A 20,982-nucleotide genomic window follows, 5' to 3' on the forward strand; every position below is an offset into this window, starting at 1 on the left:
GATCGTATCGCCCGCGTGCCGGGCGTCTCCGGGGCGAGGGCGGCTCAGTGCTTCGGGAAGGCCTTGCCGGGGTTGAGCAGGCGGCGCGGGTCCAGCGCGGTCTTGATCGCCTCATGCATCTCGAGCACCCGGGCGCCGAGCTCGTCGTGGGCGCCCGCCAGCTTCAGCAGGCCCACACCGTGCTCCCCCGCGACGGTGCCGCCGAGCGCGAGGCAGTCGTCGATGATCCGAGCGAACGCCGCCTGCGCCCGCGACTCCGCCGCCGCGTCGTCGGGCGTCGCGATGATCAGCGGATGCAGGTTGCCGTCGCCGGCATGGGCGATGTTCGCGATCACCACGTCGTGCTCGGCCGCGGCGGCCTGGATGCGGGAGAGCATCTCGGGCACCGCGCCACGCGGCACGCAGACGTCCTCGGTCAGCACCGGACCGAGCCGCTCGAGCGCCGGGTACGCGAGCCGCCGCGCGCGGAACAGGCGCTCGACCGCATCCGGATCCTCGGCGGTCCGCACGTCCGTGCCGCCCGCTGCCCGGAACAGCCCCGCCATCGCCTCGGCGAGCGCCGCGCCGGCCTCCCCGACCTGGTCCACCTTGCCGAGCAGCATCGCCTCGGCGTCGTGCGGCAGCCCGAGCCCCTGCCACTCGTCGACGGCGGCGAGGCAGGTGCGGTCGACGAGCTCGAGCGCGGCCGGCAGGATCCCGGCGCGCGAGACGGCCGCGACCGCCTCCCCCGCCGCGCGCAGCGACGGGAAGGTGCCGATCACCGCGCGCTCCTCGCGGCCCGCGAGCGGCAGCAGCTTCAGGGTCAGCTCGGTGATGATCCCGAGGGTGCCCTCCGACCCGACCATGAGCGAGGTGAGGTCGTAGCCGACCGTGCCCTTCGCGGTGCGGCGCCCCAGCCGCACGATCGAGCCGTCGGCGAGCACCACCGTGAGCCCCAGCACGTAGTCGCCCGTGACGCCGTACTTCACGCAGCAGATGCCGCCGGCGTTCGTCGCCGCGTTGCCGCCGACCGTCGACAACGACGAGCTCGCCGGGTCGGGCGGGTACCAGAGCCCTTCGACCGCGACCGCGGCCCGCAGGTCGTCGTTGACGACCCCGGCCTCGCACTCGACGATCCGCTCGTCCGCGTCGATCCGCAGCACCGCGCGCATGTCCTCGAGGGACAGCACGAGGCAGCGGTCGACGGCGTTCGCTCCCCCGGAGAGGCCCGTACCCCCGCCGCGCGGCACGACCCGGACGTCGTGCTCGGCCGCGACCCGGACCACCGCCGCGACCTCCTCGGTCGTCGCCGCGCACACGACGGCCAGCGGCGGCACGAAGGGCGCCCACTCCGCGTCGTCGTGGGCGTATCGCTCGAGCGACGCCTGGTCGGTGAGCAGTCGCCCCCGGGTGACCACCCGCCGCAGGCCGCGCGTGAAGACGTCCTCGGTGAAGAGCTCTGGCAGCCCGTGCGGTGCGGCGGTCGTCATCCTGCTCCCTCCTCGGGGCGGTCCCCTCGATCGTAGGAGGGGCCGGATGAGGGGCTGCTCGCCGGCCCTCGGGCCGCCGCTCCGGCGCGGCACCGCCGCCGCACGACACGCCGCAGCCACACTCCCACTCGTGACGATGACGGAGACCACGGTCGCCCGCTGGCTGACCGTCGCGGTCGGCGGCGGCAGCGCCGAGGACAGGCCGGTCAGCCGGCACCGGCTCGTGGTGCGGGTGCTCGCGCTCGCGCTGCTCGTGGCCGGCGTGGTGATGCTCTGCGGCGGTCTCGTCGCGCAGCGGCTCGCGGATGCGCAGGCGGTCAGCACCGCCAGCCGGCGGGCCGAGATCCTCGCGCTCGACGTGGGTCAGCCGGCCCTCCAGGACGGTCTCGTGGACGGCAGCGCGAGCGCGGTCGCGAGCCTCGATCGCGTCGTCCGCGCGCACGTGCTCGGCCCCGGGATCGCGCGGGTGAAGGTCTGGAACCAGGCCGGCCGGATCGTCTACTCCGACGAGCCGCGCCTGATCGGCCGCACCTTCGGCCTCGGCGACGAGGAGGAGCACGCGCTCCTGCACGGCGGGACGCACGCGGACATCTCCGACCTCGCCGCGCCGGAGAACGTCTACGACCGGTCCAACGGCCCGCTGCTCGAGGTCGACCGCAGCGTGCACACCCCAGACGGCACGCGCCTGCTGTTCGAGGTCTACTTCACGTACGACGACGTCCGGGCCGACGCGGGCCGGATCTGGCTCGGCTTCGCCGCGGTCACCGGCGTCAGCCTGCTGCTCCTGCTCGCCGGCCTCGTGCCGGTGATCCGCAGCCTGCTCCGCGCGCTCGACCGCGGCCGGCAGCAGCGCGAGATGCTCCTGCTCCGCGCGCTCGACGCATCCGACGCCGAGCGGCGGCGGATCGCTGCGCTGCTGCACGACGGGCCGGTGCAGGACCTCGTCGGCGCGGGCTACCACCTCGGTGCTGCGAGCAGCGCGGTGGGTGGCACGGATGCGGCCGACATCCTCGACACCGCCGAGACGACCGTGCGTGGCACGGTGCAGAGCCTGCGGGCGCTGCTCGTCGACATCTACCCGCCGGCGCTCGACCGGGCCGGGCTCGGGGCGGGACTCGAGGACCTCGCCGCCGGCGCCCGCACCCGCGGCGTGCCCGTCTCCGTCGTCGTCGACCCGCGCGTCTCGCTCTCCGCCGAGGGCGACCGCGTCGTCTTCCGCGTCGCCCGCGAGGCCATCACGAACGGGATGAAGCACGGCGCCGGCGCCCCCATCTCGGTCGGCCTGGCCGACGAGGGCGGCGCCACCGTGCTCACCGTGCACGACGACGGCCCCGGCTTCGACGCCGAGACGCTGCTCGCGAAGCCGCGGAACGCCCACTTCGGGCTGCGTCTCCTCCGCGACGCGGTCAGCGAGGGCGGCGTGCAGGCCGAGCTGTCGCTGCGCAGCGCGCCCGGCGAGGGCACGACCTGGCGGCTCACCATCCGCGAGTAGGCGCCGCCGGGGCCGACATGGGCGGTTTCGGGCACCTGCGGGCGTCATCGGACGCCCGTTCCGCCCGAAACGGCCCGTCCGTGCGCGCGGCCCGGCGGCTCAGTCGTCGGATGCGGGGTCGCGGCTCACGCGGCCGCTGAGGTGCTGGATCGCCACCTCGTCGCCCGTGGCGGCGGCCCTCCAGGCCCAGTCGTCCGCCTCCGCGTGGCGGCCCTGCTCGGCGAGCACGACGGCGAGGTTCCAGGCGGCGTACGTGTCGCCGAGGTCCACCGCCCGGCGGTAGAGCGCCTCCGCCGCTGCGAGGTCGCCATGCTCGCTCAGCACGTTGCCGAGCGGCAGCATGCAGACCACCTCACCCGCCTCCACGCCGGCACGCAGCACCTCGAGGCCTTCGACAGGCCGGCCGGTGACGCGGAGCAGCGCCGCGAGATCCGCTCGGGCGCTCGGATAGGCCTGCATCCCCGCGCGAAGCATCGTCTCGGCGCTGACGTCGTTCCAGTGCTCCCAGCGCCAGTGCCCGGCGACACCCTCGGCTTCGGCGCCCTCGTCGCCCTCGAGCACCTCGGCCGCCGCGATCATCAGCTGCACGGCGCGGCCGACGTTCCCGCGGTCGTGCTCGATCCAGGCGGCGTCGGTGTAGCCGGCGGGGAAGCCCAGCTCCCACATCCGCTCGCACACCTCGAGCGCCATGTCGATCTCGCCGGCTGCCTCGAGCGCCTCGGCGTAGTGCCGCCCGGTGAGCCCGTCCTGCGCCTCCAGCCAGGCGTCGCGGAACGCACGCAGGTCCTCGGCCTCCCCCACGCATCCGATGCTAGGTCCGGGCGCGGGCGGGTCGGTCAGGCGTGCCGGATGCGGCTGCCGAGCCGGCGGCGCCGCCACTAGCGTCGAGGCGGGAGGCACCGATGGCATTCGTCTGCAGCGCGACCTGGGTCGCGAAGGAGGGCAGCGTCGACGTGGTCCGCGACGCGCTGCTGCAGCTGACGGCGGCGAGCCGGCAGGAGCCGGGCAACCGCTTCTACCAGCCGTACCAGGATCCGCAGGAGCCGACCGTCTTCCGCATCTTCGAGGTCTACGACGACGAGGACGCGTTCCGGACGCACGGCGCATCCGACCACTTCCGGCGCTGGGCGCTCGAGACCGCCATCCCGCAGCTCGAGTCGCGCGAGCGGGCCCTCTCGGTCACCCTCGACCCCTGACCCTGTCGTGCTCGGGGTCGGGGTCGGGCGGATGGGAGCGCGGCGGCGTCAGCGGGCGCCGAGGGTGTCCAGCTCGGCGATGTCCTCGGCGGAGAGCTCGAAGTCGACCTCGGCGTTCTCGCGGATGCGGGAAGGCGTCGTCGACTTCGGCAGCGGCAGCACGTCCTTCTCGAGCAGGTAGCGGATGCTCACCTGCGCCACCGACTTGCCGAGCCGCTTCGCGATCGCGGCGATGTCCTCGTCGTCGAGCAGCTCGCCGGTGGCCAGCGGCGAGTAGCCCTCGACGAGCACGTCGTGCTGCTTGCACCAGGCGGTCGTCGGACCCTGCGTGTTGCCGACGAACCAGCGGATCTGGTTGGCGTGCGGAACCACGTCGGTGGCCGCGGTGAGGGACTCGAGGTCGTCGACGTCGAAGTTGCTGACGCCGATCGAGCGGGTGCGGCCCTGCTCGTAGAGCTCCTCGAAGACCTTCCAGACCTCGATGTTGCCGGCGCGATGGTCGGTGCCGATCGCGGTCCAGGGCCAGGGCGCGTGGATGAGGTACAGGTCCACGGGACCGAGGTCGAGCGCGCTCGAGGAGCGCTCGAACGCGCGCCGGGCGCCGGCCGCGTCCTTGATCTCCGCGGGGCACTTCGTCGTGATGAACAGCTCGTCGCGGTCGACGCCGCTGTCCTTGACGGCGCGGCCGACGCTCTCCTCGTTGCCGTACGCGAGCGCCGTGTCGATGTGGCGGTAGCCCACCTCGAGCGCCGTGCGGACGGAGTCGTAGGCCTCCGGGCCGTTCGGGATCTGCCACGTGCCGAACCCGATCTTCGGGATCTCCACCCCGTTCGCCATCCGGAACGTGTCGGTCAGTGCGCTCATCGTGAACTCCTCCTCGGTCGCCGTTCCCGGCGTGCTGCCCCGACTCTTCCAGCCCCGCCTGGGGAGCGGATCAAGCCCCGGTACTCCCCCGGGAGGACGGCCGGGTACTTCCGCAGCCGGTCGCGCACCGCGGCGCATCGGAGGAGGCTGGGGGCCGACTCGAAGGAGAACGAACGATGACCACGATCACCGCACCGAACCGCCTCCAGCGCCGATCCCGGGAGGCGCTCAGCACGCTCGGCCTGCAGTTCCTGCTCGGGATGGGCGCGAACCTCATCGGGACACCGTCGGAGAACACCGGAGCCGGCCGCGTCGCGGCGGGGGTGGTGCTCGGCCTCCACGTGCTCATCGGCGTCGGGCTGATCGTGGTCGCGATCCGGCTGCTCGCAGTGGCACGCGCCGACGGGGTCGGCCGCACCGAGGCGCTCTGGGGGCTCGTGCTCGTCGTGGTCACGTTCCTGATCGGCCTGGCGACGACGCTGACCGGCAGCGAGTGGCTGTCGTTCCTGATGGCGGTCGGATTCACCGCGTCGGCGGCGCTCTACGTCCGCACCCTCCTGCTCGGCAGCGCCCGCGGCTAGGGAGAACCGCGCGTCCGCGCCGGTCGTCAGGAGCTGGTCAGCGTCTCGCCGCTGCGCCGCCGGCCGGCGGGCCGCCGCGCAGCACGTGTCGCGCGGGCGGCCCGTGCCGGCTTCGGTTGCCGGGGCGCGGCCTTCGCCAGCCCGACGACCATCCACATCAGCGCGGCGAGCGCGAGATAGGGCCCGACCAGCGGGAGGGCGTCGACGGCGCAGAGCAGCAGAGAGCTGACCAGCACCCACCAGCCCCGGCGCAGCCCGAGGTAGACCAGCGGCGCCGGCTCGCGCGAGGCGTCGTCCGTCTCGGAGGTCGTGGGCGCAGTGGTCACGGGATCGACTCCATCGGTGCTGTCTGGACGAACGACGAGCGGAAGCAGAACGGAGAGCCCGAACCACCCGAGCACGCGCTGCGCACGCCTGATGACCGGCCGATCGCCAGGCTCACTCTGGCAGGTCTCCAGCGGTTTCTCATCGATCTCACCCGGAACCGGGGGCACCGATGGGGCGCGAGACGGAACCGGCGCGGCATCCGCGCCGTCGGCTCCAGGCTACGGCCGCACCCGGGGCTTGCGGCAAGGCCCCGATCGTGGCCCAGACTCCTCCGCTGCACACCAGCGAGGAGGGTCGCATGGCCGATCAGCAGGAGAAGGACCACGACGTGGTCATCGCCGGGGCGGGGCCGACGGGGATGATGCTCGCGGCCGAGCTCGTGCTCGCCGGCGTCGACGTGCTCGTCGTCGATCCGCGGGATCCGCTGGAGTACGCGGGCTCCCGCGCCGGCGGGCTGCACGCCCGCACCATCGAGGTGCTCGAGCAGCGCGGTGTCGCCGACCGCTTCCTCGCGGGCGGCACCCCGGCGCAGGTCGTCACCTTCGCCGGCACGCCGCTCGACATCAGCGACTTCCCGAGCCGCCACCCCTACGGCCTCGCGCTCTGGCAGGACCGGTTCGACGCGCTCCTCCGCGACTGGGTCGGCGAGCTCGGCGTCCCGATCAGCCGCGGATCCGCTGTCGGCGGCTTCGAGCAGGACGCCCTCGGCGTCGACGTGGTCCTCACGCATGGCGAGCGGCTGCGGTGCGCCTACCTCGTCGGCTGCGACGGCGGCCGCAGCGCCGTCCGCAGAGCGGCGGGCATCGACTTCCCCGGCTGGCCGGCGTCGACCAGCCTGCTGCTCGCCGAGGTGGAGATGGACGGCGACCCCGAGTTCGGCTACCGCCGCGACCGCTACGGCGTGCATGCGCTCGGCCCGATCGAGGGCGGCCGCGTGCGCGTCGTGCTCCGCGAGGAGACAGTAAGCACGCGGTCCGAGGTGACGCTCGAGGACCTCCGCCGCGTCCTCATCGGCGCCCGCGGCTCGGACTACGGCCTGCGCAGCGCCTCCTGGCTCTCGCGGTTCACGGATGCGACCCGGCAGGCGGCGACCTACCGGAGCGGCAGGGTGCTGCTCGCCGGTGACGCCGCGCACATCCACTTCCCGGTCGGCGGGCAGGGACTCAACCTCGGGGTGCAGGACGCGGTGAACCTCGGCTGGAAGCTCGCGCAGGTGGTCCGCGGCGTCTCCCCCGGCACGCTGCTCGACAGCTACGAGGCGGAGCGGCACCCCGTCGCCGCGCTGGTGCTGCGCACCACGATGGCGCAGACCCCGCTCACCCGCGCCGACGACCGGCTCGACGCCCTCCGCGACGTCATCGCCGACCTGCTCAGGGCGGACGAGGCCCGAAAGCGCATGGCCGGGCTGATGTCGGGGCTCGACATCCGCTACGACCTCGGCGGCGGGCATCCGCTGGTCGGGCGGCGGATGCCGGACCTCGACCTCGAGACGGCCGACGGCGCCGTGCGGATGTCGTCCCTGCTGCACGAGGCGAGGCCCGTGCTCGTCGACCTGACCGGGACGGTGCGGATCGGCGGATGGGCCGACCGCGTCCGCCTGGTCGGCGCGTCGACGGCCGGACCGTGGGACCTGCCCGTCATCGGGACGGTCCCGGCGCCGGCGGCGGTGCTCATCCGCCCCGACGGCTACGTCGCGTGGGCCGGCGAACCCGGGGATCCGGGGCTCGAAGCGGCGCTCGGCCGCTGGTTCGGGCCGGCCGCGGAGGTCGCGGCAGCGTTCAGCGCGTCGGGACGAGCAGGGCGCCGCGGCGGCCGACCGCCCACACGGTGAGCGCGAACCCGAGGATCACGCAGCCGCCGATCATCACGGCGGTCCATCCGCCGGCCTGCCAGAGCACCGACGCGAGCGCCGAGCCGAGCGCTCCCCCAAGGAAGTTCCCGGTCACGTAGGCGGTGTTGAGGCGGCTGCGCGCCGCGGGGTCGACCGCGAACAGCCGCGTCTGGTTCAGCACGTTGCCCGCCTGCACCGCCACATCGAGCAGCACGATCGCGATCAGCAGCACCACGATGGATTCGCGTCCGATCCACGCGAGCACGAGCGACAGCAGCGCGAGCATGAGCGCCGCGCCGACCACCGGGATGGACCAGCCGCGGTCGTGCAGGCGCCCGGCCCGCTGGGCGGCAAGGGCACCGGCGAGGCCGGCGAGCCCGACCAGGCCGATCCCCGTCACGGAGTAGGAGAACGGCGGCGAGCTCAGCAGGAAGGTGAGGGCCGTCCAGAAGAGGGTGAAGACGCCGAATCCGCTGGCGCTCAGCAGCAGCGTCGGGACCACGGCGCGATGCCGCCGGATCGCGCTGAACACGGAGGCGAGCAGCGATCCGTACTGCAGGTGCGCCCGCGGCGGGAGGGTCGGTACGGCGCGAGCGAGCACCGCCGCGAGGATCACGGCGACGGCCGCGGCGATCACGTAGACGGCCCGCCAGCCGAACGCATCCGCGATCAGGCCGCTCACCGTGCGGGACAGCAGGATCCCGATCAGCAGCCCGGAGGCGACGGTGCCGACGACCCGGCCGCGCTGCGCCGGATCCGCGAGGTCGCCGGCCAGCGGCGTGAGCAGCTGGCCCGCGATCGTCGTGAGCCCGACGAGCACGAGAGCCGCCAGCAGCACGGCGAAGGTCGGGGCGATCGACGCGATCGCCAGCGCGACCGCCGAGCCGAGCAGGATCACCGGGATGAGGCGCCGGCGGTTCAGCACGTCCCCGAGCGGCACGAGCAGGAAGATCCCGGCCGCGTACCCGAGCTGGGTGACCGTGACGAGCAGGCCGGCGGCCCCGGTGGACACGTGCATCGAGGCCGCGATGTCCTCGAGCAGCGGCTGCGCCCAGTAGAGGTTGCCGACGGCAGCCCCACCCGCGACCGCGAAGAGGAGCGTCAGCCCCCGGCTGATGCCGGGCGGCGGTGCGGTCGTGTCGCTGATGGCTGCTCCGTCATTCCCCCGGGGCGGTACGCCCGCGGTCCATACCGGTGACCAGGATGACGGATCGGACCTGCGCGGAGGAACGCACCAGCAGAGCACCCCTCGCGATCCGGCCCTGGACTCGAGCGAGGCGACCGGCGCAGGACACCGATCAGGGGTCCGCGGGCACCGTCACCGCTCCGCCGGCATCCGCCTCCGTCGACTCCTCCGCCGCGTCGCGACGTCGGATCCTTCGCGGCAGCCGCTCGAGGAGCACCACCCCGGCGAGCGCAGCCGGCACCAGCAGGTAGGCCCCCGCGGACAGGAGCAGGGCCGCGACCACGATCGTGGCGATCAGGGCGAGCCACCAGCCCCGACTGCCTGCGCGGAGCAGCACGAGCCCGGACGCGAGCGCCAGCAGATACACCGGGATCTGGGAGCCCGCGCAGACGCGGACGAACCAGCTCGCGTCCACCGGGACGATCGACGCGAGCACCAGGCCCGCGACCGCGACCGCCGCCGGCGCGGCGAGGGCGAGCCGTTCGCGGCCGGTGGCGCTCAGCCGCGGCGTCGGTGGCAGCAGCGAGCGGCCGAGCTCACGGAAGCTCGTCATGTAGGCCACGGCGGATGCGAGGGCCAGCACCACGGCGAGCAGCGCCGCGACGCTCGTCGCCGGCGCCCCGAGCGCATCGCGCAGCATCGCCGAGACGGGGGCGTTCGTGCCGCCCGCGAACGGCCCGAGCACGAGCAGCTCCGGCAGGGCGACCGCCGCGTACAGCAGCACCACGACCGCCAGTGAGATCGCGATCACCCGGGGCAGGCGCCGCTGCGGATCACGCAGCAGCGGGGTGAAGTTCGTCGACGCCTCCCAGCCCATCAGCACCCACGCGACGGTGAGCGCGGCCGGCACGATCGCGAGGCCGCCGTGCGGGGCCAGGGTGCCGAGGTGCGCGGGCCGCCAGTGCGGGATCGACACCAGCGCCGCTCCGAGGATGAGCACCGTGAGTGCGATCGCGAGGACGAGGGTCAGCGCGCTGCTGGAGCCGCCGCGAGCCAGGACGATCACCGTCGCCAGCGCCACGATGACCCAGGCGACGACGACGGTCGTTCCGCGACCCCCGCCGGTCGCCGCCGACACGTAGGAGCCGCCGATGAGGCCCAGCGCCGTCGCGCCGATCGGCACGCCGACGTAGAACCAGGCGGCGACGATCCGCCCGACGAGGTCCCCGAACGCGAGCGCGGCGTAGCGCTGCAACCCGACGCTCGCGGTCGCCGGCCGCTGGACCGATGCGCGGTGGATGTCGACGAAGGCGAACGCCGCGGGCACGGAGACGAGCAGGAGCGCCCCGACCGCGACGAGCGACAGCGGTCCCGCGATCTGCGCCGCCGCCGCGGGCAGCGTGAGGATGCCGGGACCGATCACCGCGGACACGTACAGCGCCACGCCGCTCACGGTGCCGAGGCCCTTCACGGGCGCGGCGATCGAGTCGGCGATGAGGGGCTCCTGCGTGCTCGCCGGCGACGGGACGACGGGCGTCTGCGGCACGGCCCAGACTACTTCCGCGCCGTGGAGGGCATCGGCCGGGCGGCGCTCGATCCGCGACTCCGCGCGTCCGGATCCTGCCAGCGGCCGCGTGAGCCGCACGTGCCTCTCAGGCGGCGACGAAGGGCACGAGGGCTGCCGCGGCCGCGGTCGGCGAGACGTCGTGGGTCTCGTTCGGCAGCAGCTCGAACCGGCCGCCGGTCGCCTCGGCGACCGACCTGGCCCCGTACTGCAGGAACGCGGGTGAGCCGCCACCGGCCAGGGCGAGCACCTCGGCGCGCAGCCCGTGGAGGCCCGGCACGCGACTGTCGCCCATCGCCGCGTCGTCGTAGGCGAGCGTCGGCGCGAGGGCCTCCATCCCGGCCCAGCCCGGCGAGTGCCGTACCCCGGCCACCGCCTCCGGCGGCATGCCGACCCGGCGGAGGAAGGCCCCCACGGCGGCGCCTCGGTCGCCGGAACCGAGCGCCTCCGTCAGCTCGGCGGTGTAGGCCGCCGCGCCTGCCACGGCCGGCTCCGGCATGAAGGGCGGCTCGTAGACCGCGACCCGGGTGACGGCATCGAGGGCCGCGGCGGCGCGCAGCGCGAGCGCCCCACCGGAGGAGATGCCGAAGAGCGCGATCGGTCCCCCGACGGCCTCGGCGAGCGCGGCGAGGTCCTCGATCTCGCGCTCGACGGCGAACGGCGCGGCGTCGCCGGAGGCGCCCCGTCCACGCCGGTCGTAGAGCACGACCCGCAGGTCGTCGCCGATCGCCGCGGCGATGCCGCGCATCGGGCCGCCGTCACGGAAGCACATCGCCCCGTCGACGAGCACGAGCGTCGGCCCGGTTCCGTGGACCTCGTAGGCGATCGGTGTGCCGTCGGTGGATCGGACGGTCTCGGTCATGGGTGCTCCTGTCGGACGGGGTCGTGCTGCAGCAGGCGCTCGAGCGTGTCGAGCGCGCGGCCGAGGCCGGACTCGATGCCGTACCGGATGGCCCGGTCCCGGTCGAGGGCGGACTGGTGGCGGATGTGGATGGTGAGCCGGGTGGCGTGGGCGCCGTCGGGCGCGTCCGCGAGCTCGACGCGGACGTTCGCGTGCGGCCGGTCGTCGGTCACGGCGCCGGACGCATCCGATGAGGACTCGAAGTAGGTGAGCGAGGTCGGTGGCGTGATCTCGCCGTAGACCGCCCGCGCCCAGAACTCCTCGCCGGTGCGCACGCCGCGGAGCAGGTAGTGCCAGACGCCGCCGGGACGGAAGTCGACTGTGCAGTGGACGACCGGGAAGTCCGGCGGACCCCACCAGAGCGCGAGCTCGTCCGCATCCGAGAACGCGCGGAACACCCGTGGCACCGGCGCGGGCAGCCGGCGCACGACGTCGAGTCCGTGCGGCAGCCGGATGACTCGGGCGGCGCTCACGCCTGCTCGTCCCGCAGCCGCGCTTCGAGGCGGTCGAGGCTGCCGGTCCAGAGCGACTCGTACTGGTCGACCCACTCGCGAAGCCGGGCGAACGCCGCGCTCTCCAGATGGCAGCGGCGCCACTGCGCCTCGCGGTGCCGGGAGACGAGCCCCGCGCCCTCGAGCACCGTCAGGTGCTTGGACACCGACGGTATGGCGACCTGCAGCCGATCGGCCAAGTCGGTCACGGTCGCGTCGCCCGCCCGCAGCTGCTCGACGAGCCGTCGCCGGGTCGGATCCGCCAGGGCGAGGAAGACGAAGCCGAGCTCGTCGTATTTTCCTCGCTCGGAAACTTCCATCTCAGGAAAGTAGCGCCTCGGCGAGGACTCCGGCAAGGGCCGGCTCGTGCGGACTCAGGCCACCTGCCCCGGCGGATCCCCGGCCTGATGCAGGCGGTGCCGTTGCATCCGATGCCGAGGCGACGGCGCACCACGCCACCGTCTCGGGACCAGGTACGGCGCCCCGCCGTGCACCCGGATCTCCCACTCGTCGCTGGAGTGGATCCGGTGATGGTGGAACGAGCAGAGGAGCACCCCGTTCTCGACATCGGTCGTTCCGTCGTCGCGGGCGACCCAGGCGATGTGATGCGCCTCGGTCCAGGCGACCGGCGCGGAGCAGCCGGGCCAGGCGCATCCCCCATCCCGGACGGCGAGCGCGCGGCGTTGCGCACGGGTGAAGAGCCGCTTCGCGTGGCTCAGGTGGAGCACCTCCCCCTCGCCGCCCGTCACGGCGAGCCGGGTCGAGCCCGAGCACTGGAGTCGCCGCACGGTGGGGATGGCGATGCGCCCCGCGATGCCGTCGGCCCACCCGCAGCCCCGGCCCGCTTCGAGGTCGTCGGCCTTCACGACGACGATCACCTCCGCTGGGCTCGACGCCGGGGAAGCGGCCTCGTCGTCGGACGCGCGGAGGCCCGCCCGGATGATGTCGATCAGCGTGTCGTGGTCGAACTGTGCGCGGCTTCGCTGGTCGTCGGCGGCCTCGTGCCACTCGCTGTCGTCCTCGCAGTCGTCGGCGGGCTGCCGCACCCACTGGACACCGCGCCGTCCCGAGTTCAGCGCCGCCCTCAGCAGCGCGGTGACCTCGGTCTCGGTCTTCAGGATCGTGACCGTGATGCCGTCGGCGCTCTCCCGGCCCATCTTCGCGCTGCGGTTCACATGCGCGGCGTCCTCGGCCGGCTTCGCCCCGTCGGGATCGAGCGCGGCCTGCCAGACCTCGGCCTGCACGCGCAGGAGATCGGCGGACATCGACCGCGCCGACTCGACGAGCGCGGCCTCGGCGACCTGCAGGTCCTCGGCATCCGCGCGGCGCGCGACCGCGCCGAGCGCGTCGACGATCACGCGGGCCGCGTCCACCCCGATCGCGCCCGCCTCCAGGGCGGCGGCCACGTGGGCCCAGCGGCCGGGCAGCTCCTCCCCCAGCAGCGACAGGCGCGAGCGGAGCCGGAGCCCAAGCGCGGTGCGCCGCTTGGCCTCGCGGGTGCTGATCCGCAGCTCCTGGGCGAGCAGGTCGACGGCGTCCCGCTGCCCCTCCCGCTTCGCGAGCGAGGCCTCACCGATCTGCTCCCGGGACCGCCACGCGATCTCGCCCGCGAGTGCTGTTCTGCGTGCGTCGGCGAGGCGTCCGATGCGCTCCCAGGCCTCGATCTCATCGAGCAGTCGACTGTCGTCCAGCGCCACGGGACGGCATGGCACGGCGCCGAGCGCGGTGGCCTCCGCCACAAGCCGGTCCGCCATCTCCATGCGCACATCGTGACATCACCCACCGACAGCCCCTGGCGTCCAAGAACCGCTCGCGACCAGGGAAACGTTGTCCAAGGACCACCCGTCCCAAGGGGCCTGTGGAGGAGAGGATCCCGCGCGGACATGCGGAACACCGAGCGACGCGAAGACCTGCTCAGTACCCCTGCGGCCAGCTGAACGCCGCGGGCGCGACCGGCGCGCTGCCATCCGTCGTGACGACGACGTCGATGTCCTCGTGGCTCTTCAGCACGATCTCGCGCGGGTCGCCCGTGTACGGCTTCTGATCCACGAACACCGTGAGGCGCACGCCGTCCTTGCCGTCCACGTACGGGCCGACCGCCCCCGGCGAGAGCCGGACGCCCCACTCCGCGAACGCCTGGTCGAGGTGGAACGTCGTCACGACCGGCGACTCCACGTGCAGGATCCCGCTCGTGTCATGGGTGTGCAGCGACGAGAGCCGCCCGGCCTTCTCGTCGATCCCCATGTCGGCCGGCACGGCGACGGGCTTGCCGTCGACGGTGATGGTGAGGTGCTGGTGGATGTGGAGGGCGGTCCCCTCGGCCGTCAGCATCGTCAGGCCGGCGGAGGACACCGCCGAGCTGACGTCCGTCGGGAGCGCCCATGGCGGCGGCGCGGTGCTGCCCGCCGCGGCCGACGTCGCCGCGGTGTGGTCGGCCGTGAGCGCGTCGTGCTTCGCCTGCGCGGCGGCGTCGGCGGACGCGACGCTCCCGATGACGATCGCGGCCGCTCCCCCGAGCACCACGACGGCCGCCGCGGCGATGATGATCGCCCGGTTGCGGCGCCGTCTGCGGGCGGCCGCTGCACGCTCAGCAGCGGCTTTCGCGCGCGCCGCAGCCCGGACGTCGGAGCTCGTGGCCATGCGCCCGAGTCTGGCGGACCGCATCCGTCCTCCCGGCCCGCGGGCCCGATTCATAGCGAAGCGATGCCTTGGCAGGCGCCGGGCGGTCGGTGCGCCCTCCGGCGACGCGCCGTGGTCTCCGCCCGCTTCGGGTGAGGGTCTGGACGGCGGGCTCCCCGTCCGGCAAGGTCGCGCATGACCTCGGCGGCGGCGTCGCGGATGGGAAGGGCAGGACCATGGCGGACGCTCGGCGGTTCCCCAACTGGGTGTTCGGGCACGGCGAGGAGCCGGACCCGCGCTTCACGCTCGCGAACGAGCGCACCTTCCTGGCCTGGACGCGGACCGCGCTCGCCCTCGTCGCCGGTGGCGTGGCGCTGGAGGCCCTCGCCCTCCCGATCCAGCCGGGCCTGCTCTCCGCATCCGCCGACATCCTGCTGGTGCTCGGCCTCGTGATCGCCCCGATGGCATGGTTGCGCTGGGCGCTCACCGAGCGCGCGGCGCGGGAAGGACGCCCGCTCCCCGGCGCGTCCCCGTCCGCGCTGCTGGCCGTGGGGATGACCGTCGTCGCCGTCCTGCTCACCGTCGGCACGCTGCTGTGACGACCGAGAAGGGGCCCTGGGACCCGGGTCTCCAGCCCGAACGCACGGCGCTCGCATGGCGGCGCAGCGTGCTCTCGCTCCTCATCGGCAGCGCGGCGGCGATCCGGATCCTCCCGCCCGTCGTCGGCCTCTGGTCGCTCTCGATCGGCATCACGGGGGTGCTCGTCTCCTCGGCGCTGTGGGTGGCGAGCGCGGAGCGGGTGCGGCGGGAGGATCACGCGTTGCGCGCCGGGACCTCGCTTCCCGGAGGCCTGCTGCTCGCGCTGCTCGCGGCGACCGTCATGGCTGCGGCCGCCGCGGGCATCGCGATCTCCGTGCTCTTCCCGCGCTGAGCGGAGCGGTCAGGCGGACGTCACGACGACGTGCTCGTTCGGCACCGTGTGCGTCATCGTCAGCCCCTCGACGTTCCGCGGGCCGTTGTTCCCCAGGTTCTTCAGCCGGGCGAGCTCGTCCTCGGAGAGGGTCTGGCTCGCCAGCGGCGGCAGGTCCTTCACCTCGTCGAGCGAGATGCCGAGGCCCTCGCCGACGCGGCGGCCCAGCTCGTCCCCCACCAGGTAGAAGTGCCACAGCATCCGCTCCTGCACCGGCCGGGCGGCCTGCGAGATCAGGGTGACGAAGTTCTGGACCAGATCGTCCTGCTCCCACGGCTCCATCAGCAGGTAGCGCTGCCCGGCCTGGGTGTAGTCGTCCGTGCGCGGGATCCGCTTGCGGGTGAGCCGCCCGGTGATCTCCGGCCCCTGCTCGTCGTGCTGGGCAGCGGTCGCCTCGCGGAGGCCGCCGGTGATCGACGGCTCGTAGTTGACGTGGGCGTTCTCGCCGGCACGGTCGACGCGGTAGGCCATCGGGCCGCCCTGCTGGTTGGTGCGCACGTCGGCGTTCTTCGCCTGGTTCACCGGCAGCTGCAGGTAGTTCGGCCCGACGCGGTAGCGCTGGGTGTCGCTGTAGGAGAAGGTGCGGCCGACGAGCATCTTGTCGTCGGAGAAGTCGAGCCCGTCGACGAGCACGCCGGTGCCGAAGGAGATCTGCTCGTTCTCGGTGAAGAAGTCCGAGACGTTCCGGTCCAGCACCATCCGCCCGATGGTCCGCGGCGGGAAGTCGTTCTCCGGCCACACCTTGGTGTCGTCGAGCGGATCGAAGTCGAGCTCGGGATGCTCGTCGTCGCTCATCAGCTGCACCTGGAGCTCCCACGCCGGGAAGTCGCCGCGCTCGATCGACTCGTACAGGTCGCGGGAGGCGTGCCCGAGGTCGCCGCCCTGCACGACGGCGGCGTCCTTCTCGGTGAGGCTCTTCACCCCGGCCTTCGGGATCCAGTGGTACTTCACGAGCCGCGTCTCACCCTCGGCGTTCACCCACTTGTAGGTGTTCACCCCGAACCCCTGCATGGTGCGGTAGTTCGCGGGGATGCCGCGCGGGCTGAAGAGGTTCACCAGCATGTGCATCGCCTCCGGCGTCTGCGACATGAAGTCGAAGATCCGGGCCGGCTCCTGCCGGAACGTCACGGGGTCCGGCTTCAGCGCGTGGATGACATCCGGGAACTTGATCGCGTCGCGGATGAAGAAGACCGCGAGGTTGTTGCCGACGAGGTCCCAGTTGCCGTCCTCGCTGTAGAACTTCACTGCGAAGCCGCGCGGGTCGCGCGCCGCCTCGGAGGAGTCGCGGCCGCCGATGACCGAGGAGAAGCGGATGGCGACGTCCGTGCGCTTGCCCGCCTCCTGGAAGAGCTTGGCTCGGGTGTACTTCGCGATGGGCTCGTCGCCGACCATGCCGGTCGCCTCGAACCAGCCGAACGCGACGGCGCCGCGCGCGTGCACCACGCGCTCCGGGATCCGCTCGCGGTCGAAGTGGCTGATCTTCTCGAGGAAGTGGTAGTTCTCGAGGGTCGCCGGCCCCCGCGCGCCGATCGTCTTCTGGTTCTGGTTGTCGGAGACCGGGTGCCCCTGCCGGTCGGTGAGCACGGGACGGTCGTCCCCGCGGTCGGATTCCTGTGATGCGACGTCGGTCACACGTTCCCCTTGCTTCTCGTCGGCTGCGGCTTCGACCCGACGAGCCCACGCAACGAGAGCCGGCACAGGCCGGCAGCACGACGGAGGGCTCCCCAGGACTCCGCCGAAGCACGCTAACCCAGCCCCCATCCGAGCCTCCTCGGAGGCGGGCGTCGCCCTGGTGAGCGTCCCGAACGCGCGAGTCGCCACTGCTCGCCCTTGAAGTGCGCGCTCCAGGGCCAGAAGGGGCAACTGACGAACTGCTCAGGGCTTGTGGTCGTACTCGCGGCTCACGCAGCGACGGCGACGTCCAGCGGCTCGAAGGGCATGTGGTCGAGCTCTCCGCCGCGGTGCACGACGACCGCGCTGTGCGCGGGGATCTCCTCCCAGGCTCCGGGGAGATCGGCGACGGGCTCGGAGACGATCAGCCGGTCGCCCGGCTTCAGCAGCGTCACCCGCGCGTTGTCGGGGTAGAGGCGCTGCATCGCGTCCGCGTCCGTCGAGATGAAGAGGCTGCGCGCCGCACCTTCCGTCGCGTAGCGGATGCCCCAGAGGTCCTCGCCGTTCGAGATGCCGAAGGTCCCCTGCACCATCCCGGTCCTGCCGTGCCGGCGTCCGGTGGCCTCGATGAACCCGATCGTGCGCTCCATCGCGGCGATCGGATCCTCCATGAGGCCGTTCGTCAGCGCGAGGTAGAACAGCACCTCGGTGTCAGTCGATCCCTGCACGTCCGCGAAGTGGTCCGGATCGATCGCCATCATCAGGTCGCGCCGGATCAGGTGCATGTCGGCGACGTACCCGTTGTGGACGAGCAGCCAGTCGTCCTTCCGGAACGGGTGGCAGTTCGTCTCCTGCACGGGCGAGCCGATCGCCGCCCGCACGTGGGCCAGGAACAGCGGTGACTGCACATGCGCGGCGAGCTCCCGGAGGTTCGGGTCCGACCACGCCGGCGAGATGCTGCGGTACAGCCCCGGGCCCTCGCCGGTGCCGTACCAGCCGAGGCCGAAGCCGTCCCCGTTCGTGGTCTCGGCTCCGAGCTTCGAGTGGAGGCTCTGGTCGACGATCCCGTGCTGCGTCTTGAACACCAGCTCCTCGATCAGCACCGGCTGCCCGATCCAACCCATCCAACGGCACATGGCTTCGCTCCCTCGTCGCGTGGTTCGCTCGCCGTCCACGCTGCCCACGACGCTCACCCGTCGCATCGCACGACGGGGATGACATCGCACGGTTCCGTCGCGCCCGTGACCGGCGCCGGGGTGAGAATGGGCTGAGCGCACCTCGACCGATCGGCGGCTGATTCGATGAGTGATTGGGTCGGCGGCCTGCCGCCTGCCGCGCACGATCGGGTCGAGCGGCAGCGGCGGAGCGGCACGGCGTCGTCGCTCTTCTCCGCGCCGGCCGCGGCTGCGGCACGCAGCGCCGGTCTCGCCCCCGTCGGCGAGGTCTTCGGCTGCCTCGTCATGCACCTGGGCTGGTCGAACAACGGCTGCGGCTGGTACGGCGGCATGGGCGGCTGGGGCGCCCAGCGCATGTTCGGCGCCGTCTCGCCCGTCCACTCGACCGCACGTCGTGGCTCCGCCGCCGGGTTCGGGCCCTACGTGCAGGCGTTCGACGCCGGCTGGCACGGCGCGCGCGACCGGATGCTCGCCGAGGCGCAGGCGCTCGGCGCCGACGGCGTCGTCGACGTGCACGTCACGCGGTCCCACCTCGGTTCGGGCGCGTGGGAGTTCGCGGCGCTCGGCACCGCCGTGCGCGCGGTGGACCCTGCGCTCGCACCCGCGCGGGACGCATCCGGCGCCGTCTGGTCGGCCGGCCTGTCGGCCGAGGACTGCGCCGCCGCGATCCTCTCGGGCCGGGTGCCGGCGCGCATGGTCTTCGGCATGGCGGTCGCGACGAAGCACGAGGACTACCAGATGAAGCAGCAGCGGATCAGCTGGTCGAACCAGGAGGTCGACGGGCTCACCGCGCTGCTCCAGACCGCCCGGCACGACGCCCGGGTGGTGATCAGCGCCCGCGCGGCCCGCAGCGGCGGCGACCTCGTGATCAAGGGGATGCACGTGCGCGAGTTCGAGACGCCGTGCGGTCAGAACGAGAGCGACGTCCACGTGGAGGCCGCCGTCGAGGGCACGGTCCTGGTTCCCGGGCCCACCAGGCCGTTCCGCCGCGGCGAGCTCCCCAGCGCCTCCCGCGTCGTCCCGATCATGTCCATGGCCGACCTCCGCCGCTTCTGAGCGACGCCGCGCACCACGACCCAGCACCGAAGGAACGAGCCAGATGAGCGACTACACGCCTCCCCCGCCGCCCGGGGACCTGTCGCAGGTCACCCTCCCCGGGGATGCGAGCAAGCGTCTCGCCGAGGGCCGGCGCCTGTTCACATCCGACCTCTCGGTGAACGAGTTCCTGCTCGTGCGTCAGGCGGGGTTCCGGCCGGTGGGCCTCGTGCTCGGCTCGAGCGTGTACCACGTCGGTCTGCAGGTGGGGCGCTGGAGCAAGAACATGGAGCTCGACAAGCTCAGCCAGGCGATGTACCACGCCCGCGAGCTCGCGATGACCCGCATGGAGGCCGAGGCGGATCAGCTCGGCGCGGACGGCATCGTGGGCGTCCGCCTCGAGATCGAGTTCAAGGAGTACGGCAACGATCTGGCCGAGTTCGTCGCGATCGGCACCGCCGTCGTCGCGGACGAGGCGCCGCCGACCGGCACGTGGCGCAACAGCCGCGGCCTGCCCTTCACCTCCGACCTCTCGGGGCAGGACTTCTGGACGCTGATCCAGGCGGGGTACGCCCCGCTGGGCCTGGTGATGGGCAGCTGCGTCTACCACATCGCCCACCAGGGCATCCTCTCGACGATGAGCAACATCGGCGCCAACGTGGAGATCCCGCAGTTCACGGAGGCGTTGTACGACGCCCGGGAGCTCGCGATGGGGCGGATGCAGACGGAGGCCGAGTACCTCGCAGCGGAGGGGATCGTCGGCGTGCAGCTGCTGTCCCTGCCGCACCGCTGGGGCGGCCACACGACCGAGTTCTTCGCGATCGGGACCGCCGTGCGGCCGCTGCGCGACGACCACGTGATCGCGACGCCGAGCCTCGTGCTGCCGCTCACGGACGCCGGTCGATGAGCTCGCTCGGCCCGATCGATCCCAGCGGCGACCCGCAGGAGCTGCTGGAGCGGCTGGCGGACCGCATCCGGGAAGCGCTCCCGACGAGGACGGATGCGGTGGAGGTCGTGCGCGACCGGTCGCTCGGCGACCGGCTCGCGGGGAGGCCCGGCCGCGTCTCGTCGCTGCGCGTCAGCCGCGGCGACACGGCGATGACCATCACGCGCCAGGGACCGGGCCTGGCCGCCGAGTCCGCCCGCGTGGTCGGCGGCGTCGTGATCGCCCGGAAGGCCCTGACGGTCGGCGAGTGGCTCACCGCCATCAGCGGACAGGTGGCGGCCCTCGCCGCCGACGCGGCGGGCGACGCCTCCGCCGCATCCACCGCGCTCGCCGAGCTCGGGCTCCAGCCGGCCGGCGCCGATCTCGTGGTGCCCGACCAGGACGTCGCCGCCGCCCTGCGGACCCTGCCCGCCCGGGTCTCCGGCCGCCTGCCGGACGCCGCGGTCCAGGCCGTGCAGCGGATCGTCGGGCTGCTGCTCGACACCCTCCCCCGCGTCGCCGACCGCCCCGAGCAGGAGGTGCTCGTTCGGCGCACCGCGACGATCTACCTCCCCGAGACGCTGCGCGCCTACGCGGCCCTGCCGGCGGACTGGGCGGCCACCCACCGCCTGTCGAACGGCCGCACCGCCGCCGACGCGCTGCTCGCGCAGCTCGCCGACCTCGAGACCGCCGCCGGCCGGATGCGCGACGCAGCGATCGCCGACGACGCCGACGCGCTGCTCGTGAACGGGCGCTTCCTGGCCGACCGGTTCGCGATCTCCAGCCTCGACCTGGACGGCTGAGC

General features: G+C 73.4%; 22 protein-coding genes. 9 read left to right on the forward strand and 13 right to left on the reverse strand.

Annotation, left to right across the window (positions count from 1 at the left end; genetic code table 11):
• Positions 1-44: 44 nt before the first annotated feature.
• On the reverse strand, positions 45-1,469 hold the full coding sequence (locus tag VIG76_RS05840) for an FAD-binding oxidoreductase (protein ID WP_331952038.1): 1,425 nt from the start codon (positions 1,467-1,469) through the stop codon (positions 45-47).
• Positions 1,470-1,605: 136 nt separating this feature from the next.
• On the opposite strand from VIG76_RS05840, the gene VIG76_RS05845 reads away from it, so the two are divergent.
• Positions 1,606-2,961, forward strand: a complete 1,356-nt coding sequence (locus VIG76_RS05845; RefSeq protein ID WP_331952106.1) for a sensor histidine kinase — start codon at positions 1,606-1,608, stop codon at positions 2,959-2,961.
• Positions 2,962-3,060: 99 nt separating this feature from the next.
• Here the strand turns inward: VIG76_RS05845 and VIG76_RS05850 are convergent, their stop codons facing one another.
• The gene (locus tag VIG76_RS05850; RefSeq protein ID WP_331952040.1) at positions 3,061-3,762 is read right to left on the reverse strand and encodes a tetratricopeptide repeat protein; all 702 of its coding nucleotides are present in this window, start codon (positions 3,760-3,762) and stop codon (positions 3,061-3,063) included.
• 101 nt (positions 3,763-3,863) lie between these two features.
• On the opposite strand from VIG76_RS05850, the gene VIG76_RS05855 reads away from it, so the two are divergent.
• Positions 3,864-4,157 (forward strand): putative quinol monooxygenase, encoded by a 294-nt coding sequence (locus VIG76_RS05855; RefSeq protein WP_331952042.1) that lies wholly within the window; start codon positions 3,864-3,866, stop codon positions 4,155-4,157.
• Positions 4,158-4,205: 48 nt separating this feature from the next.
• On the opposite strand, the gene VIG76_RS05860 is transcribed toward VIG76_RS05855, so the two are convergent.
• Entirely contained in the window at positions 4,206-5,021 is an 816-nt protein-coding gene (locus VIG76_RS05860) for an aldo/keto reductase (RefSeq protein WP_331952044.1), read from the reverse strand.
• A gap of 176 nt (positions 5,022-5,197) precedes the next feature.
• Between VIG76_RS05860 and VIG76_RS05865 the strand changes: the two genes are divergently transcribed.
• Positions 5,198-5,602, forward strand: a complete 405-nt coding sequence (locus VIG76_RS05865; RefSeq protein ID WP_331952046.1) for a hypothetical protein — start codon at positions 5,198-5,200, stop codon at positions 5,600-5,602.
• Positions 5,603-5,628: 26 nt separating this feature from the next.
• Here VIG76_RS05865 and VIG76_RS05870 read toward each other — a convergent pair whose 3' ends face one another.
• Positions 5,629-5,928 (reverse strand): hypothetical protein, encoded by a 300-nt coding sequence (locus VIG76_RS05870; RefSeq protein WP_331952048.1) that lies wholly within the window; start codon positions 5,926-5,928, stop codon positions 5,629-5,631.
• Between the two features lie 299 nt (positions 5,929-6,227).
• Between VIG76_RS05870 and VIG76_RS05875 the strand changes: the two genes are divergently transcribed.
• Complete coding sequence (locus VIG76_RS05875; RefSeq protein WP_331952050.1) at positions 6,228-7,760, forward strand: FAD-dependent monooxygenase; 1,533 nt, start codon at positions 6,228-6,230, stop codon at positions 7,758-7,760.
• Here VIG76_RS05875 and VIG76_RS05880 read toward each other — a convergent pair.
• The 7 genes from VIG76_RS05880 to VIG76_RS05910 all read right to left on the reverse strand — a co-directional run bounded on the left by VIG76_RS05880 (position 7,708) and on the right by VIG76_RS05910 (position 14,482).
• Positions 7,708-8,907 (reverse strand): MFS transporter, encoded by a 1,200-nt coding sequence (locus tag VIG76_RS05880; protein WP_331952108.1) that lies wholly within the window; start codon positions 8,905-8,907, stop codon positions 7,708-7,710. The two genes, VIG76_RS05875 and VIG76_RS05880, sit on opposite strands and share 53 nt — an antisense overlap.
• Positions 8,908-9,058: 151 nt before the next feature.
• Positions 9,059-10,432, reverse strand: a complete 1,374-nt coding sequence (locus tag VIG76_RS05885) for an APC family permease (protein WP_331952052.1) — start codon at positions 10,430-10,432, stop codon at positions 9,059-9,061.
• A gap of 106 nt (positions 10,433-10,538) precedes the next feature.
• Complete coding sequence (locus tag VIG76_RS05890) at positions 10,539-11,312, reverse strand: alpha/beta fold hydrolase (protein ID WP_331952054.1); 774 nt, start codon at positions 11,310-11,312, stop codon at positions 10,539-10,541.
• Positions 11,309-11,824, reverse strand: coding sequence for an SRPBCC family protein (locus tag VIG76_RS05895; protein WP_331952056.1), 516 nt, complete (start codon positions 11,822-11,824; stop codon positions 11,309-11,311). The genes VIG76_RS05890 and VIG76_RS05895 overlap by 4 nt, the downstream gene beginning before the upstream one ends.
• A complete protein-coding gene (locus VIG76_RS05900; protein WP_331952058.1) occupies positions 11,821-12,162 on the reverse strand; it encodes an ArsR/SmtB family transcription factor in 342 nt (113 codons plus the stop codon). Before VIG76_RS05900 ends, VIG76_RS05895 begins: the two co-directional genes overlap by 4 nt.
• Before the next feature lie 54 nt (positions 12,163-12,216).
• Positions 12,217-13,602 (reverse strand): HNH endonuclease signature motif containing protein, encoded by a 1,386-nt coding sequence (locus VIG76_RS05905; RefSeq protein ID WP_331952060.1) that lies wholly within the window; start codon positions 13,600-13,602, stop codon positions 12,217-12,219.
• 154 nt (positions 13,603-13,756) lie between these two features.
• Positions 13,757-14,482, reverse strand: a complete 726-nt coding sequence (locus tag VIG76_RS05910; RefSeq protein ID WP_331952062.1) for a hypothetical protein — start codon at positions 14,480-14,482, stop codon at positions 13,757-13,759.
• A gap of 215 nt (positions 14,483-14,697) precedes the next feature.
• Here VIG76_RS05910 and VIG76_RS05915 point away from each other — a divergent pair, with 215 nt between their 5' ends.
• Together VIG76_RS05915 and VIG76_RS05920 are read left to right on the forward strand one after the other, a co-directional pair.
• Positions 14,698-15,060: a YidH family protein gene (locus tag VIG76_RS05915; protein ID WP_331952064.1), complete on the forward strand. Its 363-nt coding sequence runs from the start codon at positions 14,698-14,700 to the stop codon at positions 15,058-15,060.
• Positions 15,057-15,392: a DUF202 domain-containing protein gene (locus VIG76_RS05920; RefSeq protein WP_331952066.1), complete on the forward strand. Its 336-nt coding sequence runs from the start codon at positions 15,057-15,059 to the stop codon at positions 15,390-15,392. Before VIG76_RS05915 ends, VIG76_RS05920 begins: the two co-directional genes overlap by 4 nt.
• Before the next feature lie 9 nt (positions 15,393-15,401).
• On the opposite strand, the gene VIG76_RS05925 is transcribed toward VIG76_RS05920, so the two are convergent.
• Positions 15,402-17,063, reverse strand: a complete 1,662-nt coding sequence (locus VIG76_RS05925; RefSeq protein WP_331952068.1) for a catalase — start codon at positions 17,061-17,063, stop codon at positions 15,402-15,404.
• Between the two features lie 269 nt (positions 17,064-17,332).
• The gene (locus VIG76_RS05930; RefSeq protein ID WP_331952070.1) at positions 17,333-18,166 is read right to left on the reverse strand and encodes a class II glutamine amidotransferase; all 834 of its coding nucleotides are present in this window, start codon (positions 18,164-18,166) and stop codon (positions 17,333-17,335) included.
• A gap of 177 nt (positions 18,167-18,343) precedes the next feature.
• Between VIG76_RS05930 and VIG76_RS05935 the strand changes: the two genes are divergently transcribed.
• The 3 genes from VIG76_RS05935 to VIG76_RS05945 are packed head-to-tail and all read left to right on the forward strand — an operon-like array spanning position 18,344 to position 20,980.
• Positions 18,344-19,273: a heavy metal-binding domain-containing protein gene (locus VIG76_RS05935; protein ID WP_331952072.1), complete on the forward strand. Its 930-nt coding sequence runs from the start codon at positions 18,344-18,346 to the stop codon at positions 19,271-19,273.
• A gap of 43 nt (positions 19,274-19,316) precedes the next feature.
• The gene (locus tag VIG76_RS05940; protein WP_331952074.1) at positions 19,317-20,159 is read left to right on the forward strand and encodes a heavy metal-binding domain-containing protein; all 843 of its coding nucleotides are present in this window, start codon (positions 19,317-19,319) and stop codon (positions 20,157-20,159) included.
• Complete coding sequence (locus VIG76_RS05945) at positions 20,156-20,980, forward strand: hypothetical protein (protein WP_331952076.1); 825 nt, start codon at positions 20,156-20,158, stop codon at positions 20,978-20,980. The genes VIG76_RS05940 and VIG76_RS05945 overlap by 4 nt, the downstream gene beginning before the upstream one ends.
• Positions 20,981-20,982 lie beyond the last annotated feature (2 nt).

Origin of the sequence: Amnibacterium sp. (genome assembly GCF_036559085.1) — a bacterium.
Classification (GTDB): domain Bacteria; phylum Actinomycetota; class Actinomycetes; order Actinomycetales; family Microbacteriaceae; genus Amnibacterium.